At 71.2% G+C, this 13587-nt stretch carries 13 protein-coding genes; 11 read left to right on the top strand and 2 right to left on the bottom strand.

The features are described 5' to 3' along the window. Window positions 1-15: 15 nt before the first annotated feature. Entirely contained in the window at window positions 16-1140 is a 1125-nt protein-coding gene (locus tag ELY19_RS19295; protein WP_126197667.1) for a M24 family metallopeptidase, read from the top strand. A gap of 21 nt (window positions 1141-1161) precedes the next feature. Then, window positions 1162-2616 (top strand): sugar porter family MFS transporter, encoded by a 1455-nt coding sequence (locus ELY19_RS19290; RefSeq protein WP_126197666.1) that lies wholly within the window; start codon window positions 1162-1164, stop codon window positions 2614-2616. On the opposite strand, the gene ELY19_RS19285 is transcribed toward ELY19_RS19290, so the two are convergent. Next, window positions 2613-3017 (bottom strand): PPOX class F420-dependent oxidoreductase, encoded by a 405-nt coding sequence (locus tag ELY19_RS19285; protein WP_126197665.1) that lies wholly within the window; start codon window positions 3015-3017, stop codon window positions 2613-2615. The genes ELY19_RS19290 and ELY19_RS19285 overlap by 4 nt on opposite strands. A gap of 41 nt (window positions 3018-3058) precedes the next feature. Here ELY19_RS19285 and ELY19_RS19280 point away from each other — a divergent pair, with 41 nt between their 5' ends. Genes ELY19_RS19280 through ELY19_RS19265 form a run of 4 tightly spaced genes read left to right on the top strand, consistent with a single transcriptional unit; the run spans window position 3059 to window position 6475 of the window. After that, a complete protein-coding gene (locus ELY19_RS19280) occupies window positions 3059-3844 on the top strand; it encodes an SDR family NAD(P)-dependent oxidoreductase (protein ID WP_126197664.1) in 786 nt (261 codons plus the stop codon). Continuing rightward, complete coding sequence (gene cbiE, locus ELY19_RS19275) at window positions 3841-4980, top strand: precorrin-6y C5,15-methyltransferase (decarboxylating) subunit CbiE (RefSeq protein ID WP_197715935.1); 1140 nt, start codon at window positions 3841-3843, stop codon at window positions 4978-4980. The genes ELY19_RS19280 and cbiE overlap by 4 nt, the downstream gene beginning before the upstream one ends. Further along, window positions 4977-5735: a precorrin-4 C(11)-methyltransferase gene (gene cobM, locus ELY19_RS19270; RefSeq protein ID WP_126197663.1), complete on the top strand. Its 759-nt coding sequence runs from the start codon at window positions 4977-4979 to the stop codon at window positions 5733-5735. Before cbiE ends, cobM begins: the two co-directional genes overlap by 4 nt. Beyond that, window positions 5735-6475, top strand: a complete 741-nt coding sequence (locus ELY19_RS19265) for a cobalt-precorrin-6A reductase (RefSeq protein WP_126197662.1) — start codon at window positions 5735-5737, stop codon at window positions 6473-6475. Before cobM ends, ELY19_RS19265 begins: the two co-directional genes overlap by 1 nt. A gap of 5 nt (window positions 6476-6480) precedes the next feature. Here ELY19_RS19265 and ELY19_RS19260 read toward each other — a convergent pair whose 3' ends face one another. Continuing rightward, window positions 6481-7566: an ROK family protein gene (locus ELY19_RS19260; protein WP_232015596.1), complete on the bottom strand. Its 1086-nt coding sequence runs from the start codon at window positions 7564-7566 to the stop codon at window positions 6481-6483. Between the two features lie 223 nt (window positions 7567-7789). Here ELY19_RS19260 and ELY19_RS24015 point away from each other — a divergent pair, with 223 nt between their 5' ends. From ELY19_RS24015 to ELY19_RS19235, 5 genes are read left to right on the top strand one after another with little or no spacing between them, the layout of a single operon-like run. Then, window positions 7790-9334: a sugar ABC transporter ATP-binding protein gene (locus tag ELY19_RS24015; protein ID WP_197715933.1), complete on the top strand. Its 1545-nt coding sequence runs from the start codon at window positions 7790-7792 to the stop codon at window positions 9332-9334. Next, complete coding sequence (locus ELY19_RS19250) at window positions 9331-10344, top strand: ABC transporter permease (protein WP_227966966.1); 1014 nt, start codon at window positions 9331-9333, stop codon at window positions 10342-10344. Before ELY19_RS24015 ends, ELY19_RS19250 begins: the two co-directional genes overlap by 4 nt. Window positions 10345-10381: 37 nt before the next feature. After that, entirely contained in the window at window positions 10382-11425 is a 1044-nt protein-coding gene (locus ELY19_RS19245; RefSeq protein WP_126197660.1) for a substrate-binding domain-containing protein, read from the top strand. Next, window positions 11415-12575, top strand: coding sequence for a Gfo/Idh/MocA family protein (locus tag ELY19_RS19240; RefSeq protein WP_126197659.1), 1161 nt, complete (start codon window positions 11415-11417; stop codon window positions 12573-12575). Before ELY19_RS19245 ends, ELY19_RS19240 begins: the two co-directional genes overlap by 11 nt. Next, window positions 12572-13585 (top strand): sugar phosphate isomerase/epimerase family protein, encoded by a 1014-nt coding sequence (locus ELY19_RS19235; protein WP_126197658.1) that lies wholly within the window; start codon window positions 12572-12574, stop codon window positions 13583-13585. The genes ELY19_RS19240 and ELY19_RS19235 overlap by 4 nt, the downstream gene beginning before the upstream one ends. Window positions 13586-13587 lie beyond the last annotated feature (2 nt).

Below are 13587 nucleotides of genomic sequence, written 5' to 3'. Positions count from 1 at the left end.
TGTCACAATCGGATCATGAGTAACCCCCACTCCTTTCCCGCCTCGGTGTACGCGACCCGTCTCACCCGAGCCCGGCAGCTCGCGACCGATGCGGGGACTCCGCTCGTCATCACGCCCGGACCCGATCTCGCATATCTGACCGGGATCGTCAGCGAGTCCTTCGAGCGGCTGACGGCACTCGTGATCACCGATGCCGGCTTCGGCCTGGTGGTCCCGCGGCTCGAGCTCGCGATCCTGGGGGACTCCGCGGTGCCCGGCCTCGGCGATGCGGGCGTGGAGCTGTCCGTCGTGGACTGGGTCGACGGTGACGACCCGTACGCCCTGGTCCTCGGCCTGCTGGCCGGTGCCACGACGGTGGCCGTCGCGGACGCCGTGCCCGCGCTGCACCTCGTGCCGCTGCTGGACCGCGGTCTGAGCGCGCGTCTCGCGACCGACGTGCTGCGCCGCCTGCGGATGATCAAGGACGCCGCCGAGCTCGATGAGCTGCGGGCCGCGGGCGCCGCGATCGACCGCGTGCACGCCCGCGTCGGCGACTTCCTCAAGGTCGGGCGCACAGAGCGCGAGGTGGCCGACGACATCGCCGCCGCCATCGTCGAGGAGGGGCACACCGAGGCCGCGTTCATCATCGTCGGCTCGGGACCGCACGGGGCCGACCCGCACCACGAGGTCTCGGACCGCGTCATCGAGGCCGGCGACATCGTCGTCGTGGACATCGGCGGGCCGCTGGCCTCGGGATACAACTCGGACTGCACCCGCACCTACGCCATGGGCGAGCCGCCCGCGGAGGTCGCCGAGCAGTACGCCCTGCTCGAGCGGGCCCAGCGCGCCTCGGTCGAGGCCGTGCACCCGGGAGTGAGCGCGGAGGCGATCGACGCCGCGGGCCGCGAGCTGCTGGCGGCCGCCGGTCTGGGCGAGAACTTCCTGCACCGCACCGGTCACGGGATCGGGCTCTCGGTGCACGAGGAGCCCTACATCGTTGCGGGGAACGACATCGCGGTGGAACCGGGCATGGCGTTCTCGATCGAGCCGGGAATCTACTTCAGTGGCCGATGGGGAGCCCGGATCGAGGATATCGTCATCGTCACCGAGGACGGCTGCGAGCCCGTGAACACCAGGCCGCACAGTTTGACGATCCTCTAGCAGCGACGGACCGGAGGCACTATGACGCACGGCGGCGGCACCACGGCCGACGGCCCCTCGATCTTCGAGGAGGGGGAGGGCAACAGTAGCCGGGTCGTCCAGATCGCGATCGTCGCGGCGATGGGCGGCCTGCTGTTCGGCTACGACAGCGCGGTCATCAACGGCGCGACCAAGGCGATCGAGAGCCGGTTCGGCATCCACGGGTACGCGCTCGGCTTCGCGGTCGCCTCGGCGCTCCTCGGCGCCGCCGCGGGCGCGATGACCGCGGGCCGCATCGCGGACCGGATCGGCCGGCTGCGCGTCATGCAGATCGCCGCCGTCCTGTTCCTGCTCAGTGCGCTCGGGTGCGCTTTCGCCACGCACACCTGGATGCTGATCCTGTTCCGCGTGGTCGGCGGGGTGGGCGTGGGCGTCGCGTCGGTCATCGCGCCGGCCTACATCGCCGAGGTGTCACCGGCCCGGATCCGCGGCCGGCTCGGGTCGCTGCAACAGATGGCGATCGTCCTCGGCATCTTCCTGTCGCTGCTGGTCGACTGGCTGCTCGCCTCGCTCGCGGGCGGCGCGTCGAACGATCTGTGGCTGGGCATGGAGGCCTGGCGGTGGATGTTCCTCGTGATGGCGATCCCCGCGATCGTGTACGGGGTCGCGTCGACGATGATCCCCGAGTCGCCGCGCTACCTCGTCTCCCGCCATCGGATCCCCGAGGCCCGCCGGGTACTCACGATGCTGTTGGGCGAGAAGAACCTCGACATCACCGTCACACGGATCGAGGAGAGCCTCGCCGGCGAGGAGAAGCACTCGTGGCGCGACCTGGTCAAGCCCGGCGGCGGCATCTACCCGATCGTCTGGGTGGGCCTGCTGCTGTCGATCTTCCAGCAGGCCGTCGGCATCAACGTCATCTTCTACTACTCGAACATGCTGTGGCAGGCGGTGGGTTTCGAGGAGTCCCAGTCGAACCAGATCAGCGTCTTCACCTCGATCGTCAACGTCGTCGTGACGATCGTCGCGATCATGCTGGTGGACCGCATCGGCCGCCGTCCGCTGCTGCTCACCGGCTCGATCGGCATGACGGTGTCGCTCGCCACGATGGCCGTCTGCTTCAGCACCGCCGAGATCGTCGACGGCAAACCGAGCCTCACCGGCGTGATGGGTGTGCTCGCACTGGTGGCCGCGAACCTCTTCGTGATCTTCTTCGGCGTCAGCTGGGGACCGGTCGTCTGGGTGCTGCTGGGGGAGATGTTCCCGAACCGGATCCGCGGCGCGGCGCTGTCGCTGGCGGCGGCGGCGCAGTGGGCGGCGAACTGGGCGATCACCGTGACCTTCCCCAAGATGGAGGGCAACCTCACCCTGGCCTACGGGTTGTACGCGACCTTCGCGCTGCTGTCGCTCTTCTTCGTCTACCGATTCGTGCCGGAGACCAAGGGCAAGACCCTCGAGGACATGCACGGCGAGTTGCCGCCCGCGCGGTCCCGCTAATCGCGTAGCGTGCTCGATCCCAGCACCCGGGTGACGTCGATCTCGATCACCACGCGCTTCGGGTTCTCCCGCGGCGGCTTGTAGCGAACGGCGTAGCGCGCCTCGGCGTCCCGCACCGACGCGGCGTCGGTGCGGACCCGTGCCGGCCCCTCCAGGGTGAGCCAGCGGGCACCGTCGACCTGCGTCAGGGCGGCGTACCCGCCCCGCGCAGCGTTGCGCGCCTTCTGGCTGTCGCCGGAGGTGATGACCCGCGCCACGCCGGTGCCGGCGTCGTAGGTGAAGGCGATCGCGACGGTGTGCGGCGTTCCGTCGGCGCGCAGCGTACTGAGCGTCGCGAGGTGGCGCTCGGTCACGAAGGCGAGGGCGTCGGGATTGAGGACGGGGCGGTCGTCGTTCGGCACACGGTCACGGTAGCCGGACGCCGCGCGTCTAGTCTGGTCCGGTGACTGCGGACAGGATTCCCGACGGGGCGGTGCTCCTCCTGGGCGGCCGGAGCGAGGTCGGCCTGGAGGTCGTCCGCCGGATCGCGCCCGGCCGCGACGTGATCCTCGCGGCCCGGCGCCCGGAGCATCTGGACGTGCAGATCGCGACGCTGCGCGAGGTCGGCGCCACGGGCGTCTTCCCGATCGAGTTCGACGCCGACCGCACGGAGCGGCACGCCGCGTTCCTCGACGAGGTCGCCGACCGGTTCGGCCGGATCGGCGTGGCGGTGGTGGCGTTCGGCATCCTCGGCGACCAGGCCCGCGCGGAGGCCGACCCCGCGCACGCGGTGCAGATCGCGCAGACCGACTACGTGGCGCAGGTGTCGATCCTCCTCGGGCTGGCGAAGCTGCTGCGCGACCAGGATCCGCGCGCGGGCGGCCGCGGGGCGATCGTCGCCTTCTCCTCGGTCGCCGGGGTGCGGGTGCGCAAGGCCAACTTCGTCTACGGGAGCACGAAGGCGGGGTTGGACGGCTTCGTGCAGGGCTTCACCGATTCGTTGCACGGGACGGGGATCCAGGTGCTGCTCGCCCGGCCGGGCTTCATCGTCGGGGCGATGACGCGCGAACTCATGGCCTCCGGCGTGAAACCGGCGCCGTTCAGCCGTACCGCCCCGGAGGTCGCCGAGGCGACGGTGCACGCGCTGCGGCGCGGCCGCCGGGTCGTGTGGATCCCGCCCGTCCTGCGCCCGCTCTACGCGGCACTGCGGTACGTCCCGCAGGCGGTGTGGCGGCGGATGCCGCGATGACGGTGACGGTGGTCGGCATCGGCGCCGACGGATGGCCCGGGCTTACCGACGTCGCGCGTCGCACGCTCATGGACGACGCGACGGTGATCCTCGGCGCGCCACGCCAGCTCGAGTACCTTCCCCGCGGTGTCGCCGCGATCGCCCGACCGTGGCCGACGCCGCTGCTGCCCGCGATCGACGAACTGGCCGACGGCGTGCACGTGCTCGCGAGCGGGGACCCGATGTTCTACGGCGTGGGCGCGACGATCGCGCGCCGGCGGCCCGACCTGGACCTGCGGGTGATTCCCCACTTCTCGTGCTTCGCGCTGGCATGCGCCCGGCTGCGGTGGCCCGCCGAGGAGGTGACGGTCGTGTCCGCAGTGGGACGCGACCCGTCGCAGCTGGTGCGGGCGCTACGGGCGGGCCGCAGGGTCGTGGTGCTCAGCGAGTCCGGCGTCACGCCCAACGCGGTCGCCGACCTGCTGCACGACGCCGGACTCACCGCCGACATGACGGTGCTCGAACAGCTCGGGGGTTTCCGTGAGAAGGTCCGGCCCTGGCAACGGTCGCTGGCGTTCGACGACCTCAACGTGATCGCACTCGACCCCTCCGAGCCCGCCGGGTCGTTCGTGTTCGAACACGACGGCCAGATCACCAAGCCCGACGTGCGGGCGATGACGGTGGCGGCACTGCGGCCGACGCCGGGCTGGATCTGGGACTTCGGTGCCGGCTCCGGATCCGTCGGGATCACCTGGGCACTGCAGGGCGGTGGCTCCGTCGCGGCGGTGGAGCGGCGCGCGGACCGCGCTGAGCGGGTGACGCGCAACGCCGCGCGTGCCGGTGTGCCCGCCGAGGTGATCGTGGGCGACACGGCGGACCTGACCGCGGAACTCCCCGTCCCGGATGCGATCTTCATCGGCGGCGGCCTCACCGAGGCCCTCGCGGCGACGTGCGTCGGCATCCTCCCCGTGGGTGGCCGGCTGGTGGCGAACACCGTGACCGTCGAGGGGCAGAACGTGGCCGCCCTGCTGCGCACCCGCTTCGGTGGCGAGCTTCGCAGCTACACGGTCTCCGACCTGGAGCCGCTCGGCGCGGGCACGGCGTGGCAGCCGCGCCGGCCGATCGTGCAGTGGGTGTACGTGAAAGGCGAAGCGTGACGGTCTACTTCATCGGTGCGGGACCGGGCGCTCCCGACCTGCTCACCCTCCGCGGCGCAGAGCTGCTGGCCCGGTGCACGGTGTGCCTGTACGCGGGATCGCTGGTACCGCAGGAGATGCTGGACCGTTGCCCGGCCGGGGCGAGGCTGATCGACACCGCCCGGATGCCGTTGCCCGAGATCGTCGACGAACTCGTGGGCGCGCACCGCGACGGGCTCGACGTCGCGCGCCTGCACTCGGGCGACATCTCGCTCTACTCCGCGTTCACCGAGCAGGCCCGCCGGCTCGACGCGGCCGGCGTGCCGTACGAGATCGTCCCCGGCGTGCCGGCGTTCGCCGCCGCTTCCGCGGCGCTGGGCCGGGAACTGACGGTGCCCGGCGTGGGTCAGTCCCTGCTCATCACCCGCGTGTCCACACTCTCGACGGACATGCCCGCGGGGGAGGACCTCGCGTCCCTCGCCCGGACCGGGGTGACGCTGGCGCTGCACCTCGCCGCGCACCGCGCGCAAGCCCTCACCGACGACCTCGTGCCGTACTACGGCGCCGACTGTCCCGTGGCGGTCGTGGCGTTCGCCAGCCGCGCGGACGAGCGGATCGTGCGCTGCCGGCTCGCGGACCTGCCGCAGCGGCTCGCCGCGGAGGGGATCACCAAGACCGCGGTGATCTTCGTCGGGAAGGTGCTCGACGCGGACGCCTTCGAGGAGAGCTACCTGTACTCGGCGCGGCGATTGCGCCCGCCGGGAGCGAGCCACTGATGCGGCGCGTACTGGTCCTGGGCGGAACGGCCGAGGCCCGCGAGTTGGCGCGGATGCTGCACGACGACCCGCGGTTCGGCGTGCTGAGCTCCCTCGCCGGCCGCGTGGCCGATCCGCGGCTGCCGGTGGGGGAGACGCGGATCGGGGGGTTCGGCGGACCGTCGGGCCTCGCCGCCTTCCTGCGCGAGGATCACGTCGATGTGCTGGTCGACGCGACGCACCCGTTCGCCGCTACGATCTCCCGCAACGCCGCCCTCGCCGCGGCGACGGCGGAGGTGCCGCTCCTCGCCCTCGTCCGGCCGTCGTGGGAGCCCGAGGCGGGGGACCGGTGGACCCGCGTGCCGACGGTGGCCGCTGCCGCGCGGGCTCTCGCGCGGCGGGGCGGCGGGCGGGCCCTGCTCACCACCGGCAGGCAGGACGTGCACGAGTTCGCCACTCTCGACGACTGGTGGTTCCTGATCCGTGTGGTCGACACACCGGAGGGCGTCCTGCCGTCCCGGCACACGGTGATCCGGGGTCGGGGACCGTACACGCGGACCTCGGAGCGAGACCTGTTGCGCGAGCACGCGATCGACGTCCTGGTCACGAAGAACAGCGGCGGCGACCTCGTCTCGGCGAAGCTGTCGGTCGCGCGGGAACTCGGTGTCGACGTGGTGATGGTCGACCGGCCCGAGCGGCCGCCCGTGCCGGCGGTGACGACCGCGGCGGCCGCGTACGCCGATCTCGTCGCGAGGCTCTGAACGGATCAGGCGGTCTCCGCGAGGCTCTCATCGACCGCCGCCGACGAGAAGACGTGGTCGATCACCATATCGGCGGCGCCCACCACGCCGGCGTGATGTCCGGTGCCGGACGCGACGATCTGCAGGGTGGAGGTGGCGAGGGGGATCGAGCGGCGGTACACGACCTCGCGCACTCCTGCGACCAGGGACTCGCCCGCGCCGGCGAGTTCGCCACCGATCACGATCACGGCGGGATTGAGCAGGCTCACACAGGACGCCAGGACGGTGCCGATGTCGCGTCCCGCCTGGCGCACGAGTGCCGAGGCTCGTGAGTCGCCGCTGCGCACCGCCTCCACGACGTCGGCCACCGACGCGATGGGCTCGCCCGCCTCGCGCAGGCGCGCGATCATCGCGGTTCCCGAGGCGACGGCTTCGAGGCAACCGACGTTCCCGCAGTGACAGACGACGTCCTCGGCCGCGGGCAGGGCGACGTGCCCGAGGTCGCCGGCGGTGCCGATCGCGCCGCGATTGAGCACTCCCTCGGAGATGATGCCGGCGCCGATGCCGGTGGCCGCCTTCACGAACAACAGGTGTTGCGCGTCCGGCCACCCGGCGGCGCGCTCGCCCAGCGCCATGAGGTTGGCGTCGTTGTCGACGAGGACGGGTGCGCCGAGGACACCGAGGTGTGCCACCACGTCGTACCCGTCCCAACCGGGCATGATCGGCGGACTCGTCGGCCGGCCGGTGGCGTGTTCGACGGGGCCGGGCAGCCCGACGCCGACGCCTGCCAAGCGGGGGCCCGCGACCTCGTCGAGCAGGCGCCGCCCGACGGCCAGTACCTCGTCGAGGACCGCCTCCGGCCCGTCCGCGATCGGGCGGTCCCAGGCGTGTTCGGCGAGGACCGATCGATTGAGGTCCAGCACGGCGGCGACGGCGTGGGTGGCGCCCAGGTCGACGGCGAGGACGACGGCGTGCCGGGCGTTCCACGCGACACGACCGGCGGGGCGGCCGCCCGTCGAGGGCATGTCCTCGGTCTCGGTCAGGTATCCCGCGGCCACGAGAGCGTCGACGCGGGTGCGGACCGTCGACCGGGACAGGCCCGTCTGTTGCACGAGCTCGCCCACGGTGCGCGGGCGCCCGTCACGGAGAAGTTGGAGCAGGTCACCGGCTCCCGTGCCTGCCGACCGCGCGCGCGGAACAGTCGTCCGTTGCCTACTGGCCGCAGTCATCGCCGTCACCTCCTCCTACGTCGTTCCGAGACTACCCGACACACTTATGGTCGAGTCAACGCATCTTTTGTTGACAATCGACATATCTCACCTTAGTGTCCCGGCTATGACCTGCATCACATCCGAGCCTGGCCCCCCGGCGCTGCGCATGCGGGGGATCGTCAAGGCGTTCCCGGGCGTCCGAGCCCTGGACGGTGTCGACCTCGTGGCCCGCTCGGGCGAGGTCCACTGCCTGCTCGGGCAGAACGGCGCGGGCAAGTCGACGCTCATCAAGATCCTCGCGGGGGCACACCAGCCCGATGCGGGGCGTATCGAGTTCGGTGGCGTCGAAGTCGAACTCGGCACCCCCCAGGCCGCGCTGAGCCAGGGCGTCGCCACCATCTACCAGGAGCTCGACCTGATCGACGGCCTCTCAGTGGCCGAGAACATCTACCTCGGCCACGAATTCGCGCGCGGCGGGGCCACGGCCCGCGGCCGCACCAACGCCGCGGCCGCCGCTCTGCTCGCGCGCCTGGGTCATCCCGAGCTGGCACCGACTCGGGAGGTGGGCTGGCTTCCCGCTGCAGCGCAACAGATCGTGTCGATCGCGCGGGCCCTCTCCCACCTCGGCGAGCAGGACGTGCACAGGCAGGTCGTGATCATGGACGAGCCCACCGCGGTGCTCGACTCCGGCGAGGTCGACGGCCTGTTCGCAGTGGTCGAGCGCCTGCGCGCGGCGGGCGCGGCCATCATCTACATCTCGCACCGTCTGGAGGAGATCCGGCGGATCGGCGATCGGATCACCGTGCTCAAGGACGGCCGCACGGTGGCGGAGGACCTCGCCGTCGCGGACACACCGGCCGGCGATCTCATCGCGCTCATGACGGGCCGAGAGATCGAGCGCGTCTACGACGACCTGCCGGCGTTGGACGAGGCCGACGAGCCGGTTCTTCGCGTATCCGGCCTGACCCGGCGCGGCGAGTTCGGCCCCATCGACTTCGACGTCCGCCGCGGCGAGGTCTTCGGACTCGCCGGCCTCGTCGGCTCGGGCCGCAGCGAGATCCTCGAGACCGTCTTCGGTGCACGCCGGTCCGACGCCGGCACCGTCGAGCTCGGCGGGCGGCGGGTTCGAACCGGATCGGTCTCCGCCGCCGTCGCCGCCGGAATCGGCTTGTGCCCGGAGGAGCGCAAGTCGCAGGGGCTGGTGCTCGACGACACGATCGCCCGTAACGTCACCCTCGCGAGCATCCCCGCCTGGTCGCGGGCCGGGATCTCCAGCAGCTCCGCAGAGCGGACCGCCGCGCAGAGCGTCGCGGAGCGGGTCGACCTGCGCCCTCCCGACGTGGATCGGATCGTCGGCACGCTGTCCGGCGGCAACCAGCAGAAGGTGGTGCTCGCGCGGTGGCTCCTCGGGGACTGCCGCGTGCTCCTGCTCGATGAACCCACCCGCGGCGTCGACATCGGCGCGCGCCGCGAGATCTACCAGCTGATCACGGATCTCGCGCGCCGCGGCGTGGCGATCGTCGTCGTCTCGAGCGAACTCCCCGAGGTCCTCGGCCTGGCACACCGCGTCACCGTGATCGCCGACGGTCGGCAGGTCCACACCGGGCCGAGCGCCGAACTCGACGAACACCGGGTCCTGGACCTGGTGATGGAAGGGAAGAGACAGTGACGGACACCGTTGAGACGACAGCCGCCGCGGAGAGCGCACCTGCGCGCCACCTGCCTGCGGGATTCGTCCGACTCCTGGGACTCGCCGTCGCCCTCGTGGCACTGTGCGTGATCGGACTCGCGACGGCCGGCGGACGGTTCGGGTCCGTCGACAACCTGATGACGGTGCTCCGGCTCGCCGCTGTGATCGGCGTCGTGTCGATCGGCATGACCTTCGTGATCACCGGGCGAGGCATCGATCTCTCCGTGGGCGCGATCGTCGCGCTCGCCTCGGTCTGGGCTACCACGACCGGCACGCTGGCCCTTGCGGATTCGATCGGATGGCCGGTGATCGTGTTCACCGCGCTGGTCGTCGGCGCGGCGACCGGCCTCGTCAACGGCGTACTCATCGCGTACGGCCGTATCGTGCCCTTCATCGCCACGCTCGCGATGCTCGCCGGCGCCCGCGGCTTGGCGGAGATCCTGTCCGACAAGAAGACCCAGATCGTCACTCATCAGCCGTTCCTGCGGATCTTCCAGGCGGACGTGCTGGGCATCCCGGTGATCGTGCTCATCTTCGCGCTCGTGGCAGCCGGGGGCTGGTTCCTCCTCAACCGCACCACATTCGGCCGTCGGACGTTCGCCGTCGGCGGCAATCCCGAGGCCGCGCGGCTCGCCGGGATCAAGGTCGCCCGCCACACCGTCCTGCTGTACGTGCTCGCGGGCCTCGCCTGCGGCATCGCCGCGCTGATGCTGATGGCGAGGACGACGACGGGCACCTCGACGCACGGCAGCCTCTACGAACTCGACGCGATCGCGGCGGTGGTGATCGGCGGAACCCTGCTCAGCGGCGGCCGCGGAACCATCGTCGGCACGGTCCTCGGCGTGCTCATCTTCACCGTGCTCACCAACATCTTCACCCTCAACAACCTCTCCGTGTCCGTTCAATCCGTCGCCAAGTTCTGCATCATCATCGGCGCGGTCCTCCTCCAACAGCACCTCGCGCGCCGTGCCGAGCGCCGCCGCACCTGAACCGATCGCCGCACCCCTCATCACCGAAAGGCCCCTCATGTCCCGACATCCCCTCCGCCGCGGAGCCGCCACCGTCGCGCTCGCCGCGACCGTCGCGCTGTCCCTGACGGCGTGCACCAACTCCGACTCGTCCACCCCCGGTACCGGCGGGGGCGCCGCACAATCCGGAGCCAACGACGCTCCCGGGAAGAAGGTGAAGATCGGGTTCTCCGCTCCTGCCGCCGATCACGGCTGGATGGCGGCGATCACCTCGCTCGCCAAATCGGCCGCGGGACGCTACGGGGACGTGGACTTCCGCCTCTCCGAGGGCACGAGCGATGCCAGCCTTCAGATCTCGCAGGTCGAGACCTTCATCAACGACAAGGTCGACGCCATCGTGATCCTGCCCGTCGACGGGAGTGCTCTGACCCAGGTGGCACAGAAGGCCACCGACGCCGGTATTCCCGTGGTGAACGTCGACCGCCGGTTCTCGAGCACCACCGCCGCCCGAACCACGCTGCTCGGCGACAACTTCGGCATGGGCCGTTCCGCGGGACGCCACATCTGCGCGGCGGCGAAGGGACGGAAGGACGCGATCGTCGCCGAGATCCCGGGTATCGACTCGCTGCCGCTCACCCAGGAACGGTCGCGGGGCTTCGGCGAGGCACTCGCGACGTGCGGCCTCCGGGTCGCCAACCGGGTCGCCGCCGACTTCACGGTGGAGGGCGGCGAGCGTGCGGCGTCGAACCTGTTGCAGGCGGCGCCGAAGATCGACTTCCTGTGGAACCACGACGACGACCAGGGCGTCGGCGTGCTGACCGCGATCACGCAGGCCGGCCGCACCGAACTGACGATGATCGGCGGCGGTGGCTCGAAGAACATGATGCTCGAGATCCAGAAGCCCGACTCGGTGGTCAAGGCCACGGTGCTGTACCCCGCGACACAGGGCGCGGACGCCGTCCGCCTCGCACGGCTCATCGCCCAGGGCAAGGGCCTCGCCGACCTGGACGAGGTCGCGGTGCCGAAGGAGATCACGCTGTCGGCGCCGGTGGTCGATGCGTCCAACGTCGGCGAGTACATCGGGACGGCGTATGCGTCCTGATCGCATCGGGATCGGACAGGTCGGCTACGCCTTCATGGGGCGGGCCCATTCCCAGGCGTGGCTCGCCGCCCGGGAGTTCTTCACCCCGGGGCGCATCCCCGAGCTGACGACCCTCGTCGGGCGCGACGAGGCCGCGACGCGCGCCGTCGCCGAGCGCTTCGGCTGGGCGGGGATCGCCACGGACTGGCGGGACCTGCTGAACCGCAGCGACATCGGCCTCATCGACATCTGCACATCCGGTGATTCCCACGCGGACATCGCCATCGCGGCCCTCGAGGCGGGCAAGCACGTCCTGGTCGAGAAGCCGATGGCGAACACGCTCGCGGAGGCCGAGGCGATGGCACGCGCGGCCGAATCGGCGCGCCGGCGCGGCGTGCGAGCCATGGTCGGCTTCACCTACCGTCGCGTCCCGGCCCTCGCGCTCGCCCGCCGGATCGTTGAGCGCGGCGGCATCGGCCGCGTCCACTCCGTCCGCGGGCAGTACCTCCAGGATTGGCTCGCCGATCCGGCGGCTCCGTGGACCTGGCGGCTGGACCGGGCTCGGGCCGGGTCCGGTGCGCTCGGCGACATCGGGGCGCACGTCATCGACCTCGCGCAGTACGTCACCGGCGATACGATCCGGGCCGTGAGCGGCACCCTCACCACCGTGTACCACCGGCGGACCGACGACACCGGGACGGAGCGCCCGGTGACCGTCGACGACGGCTGCGATGTCGTGGCGCGGTTCCGCTCGGGCGCGAGTGGGACGTTCACCGCCACGCGCCTCGCGACCGGCCGCAAGAACGCCCTCCGGCTCGAGGTCAACGGTGAATCGGGTGCCCTGGCGTTCGATCTCGAGGACATGAATCACCTCGAGTACTACGACGCGGCCGATGGACCCGATGCGGGCTTCCGACGGATCATGGTGACCGATCCCGAGCATCCCTACCTCGCGGGATGGTGGCCACCCGGTCACAGCCTCGGTTACGCGCAACCGTTCACCCACCAGGCGGTCGACCTGCTCGACGCGATCGCGGAGGGCGCCGATCCCGCACCGTCGTTCGACGACGGCCTGCAGGTGCAGCGCGTCCTCGCGGCGATCGAGGAGAGTTCCCGCACCGGGCGGTGGGTCGACACCGACGTCCACCACCTCCAGGAGGCACACCGATGACCCGACCGATCGTTCTGTTCACCGGGCAGTGGGCGGATCTGCCGTTCGAAGAGGTCGTGCGCCGCGCCGCGGAGTGGGGTTACGACGGGCTCGAGATCGCCTGCGGCGGAGATCACTTCGACGTCCGTTCCGCCCTCGAGGATCCGGCGTATCTGCCGGCGAAGCGACGCCTGCTCGACGAGCACGGCCTGCGGGTGTGGGCGCTGTCGAACCATCTCACCGGGCAGGCGGTGTGCGACGACCCGATCGACGCCCGGCACCGAGCGATCCTGCCGGACCGGGTGTGGGGGGACGGCTCCCCGGAGGGCGTTCGGACCCGGGCCGCGGACGAACTCGCGGCGACGGCCCGCGCAGCGGCGGCGTTCGGGGTTCCCACGGTGACCGGATTCAGCGGCTCGTCGATCTGGAAGTACGTCGCGATGTTCCCACCCGCGACCGAGGAACAGATCGACGCCGGCTACCGGGACTTCGCGGACCGCTGGAACCCGATCCTCGACGTCTTCGACGAGGTCGGGGTGCGCTTCGCCCTCGAGGTGCACCCGTCCGAGATCGCCTACGACTATTGGACGACGGTGCGCGCGCTGGAAGCGGTGGAGCACCGTCCCGCCTTCGGGCTCAACTTCGACCCGTCGCACATGGTCTGGCAGGACCTGGACCCGGCGGGCTTCCTGTACGACTTCGCGGACCGGATCTACAACGTGCACTGCAAGGACTCCCGGCGCCGCATCGGCAACGGCAGGAACGGCCGCCTCGCGTCGCACCTCCCGTGGGGCGACCCGCGCCGCGGGTGGGACTTCGTATCGGTGGGCAGGGGCGATGCCGACTGGGAATCGATCTTCCGCATGCTGAACACGATCGACTACTCCGGTCCGCTGTCGGTCGAGTGGGAGGACGCGGGCATGGACCGCTTCGACGGTGCCCCGGAAGCCCTCGCGTTCGTCCGCGCTCGACAACTGAATCCGGCCGCGGGAGCCTTCGATGCCGCCTTCGCGCAGCGCGCGGGCGACTGACC

Source organism: Tsukamurella paurometabola (genome assembly GCF_900631615.1).
GTDB lineage: Bacteria > Actinomycetota > Actinomycetes > Mycobacteriales > Mycobacteriaceae > Tsukamurella > Tsukamurella paurometabola_A.
This window is presented reverse-complemented; position numbering and strand designations above follow the sequence as displayed.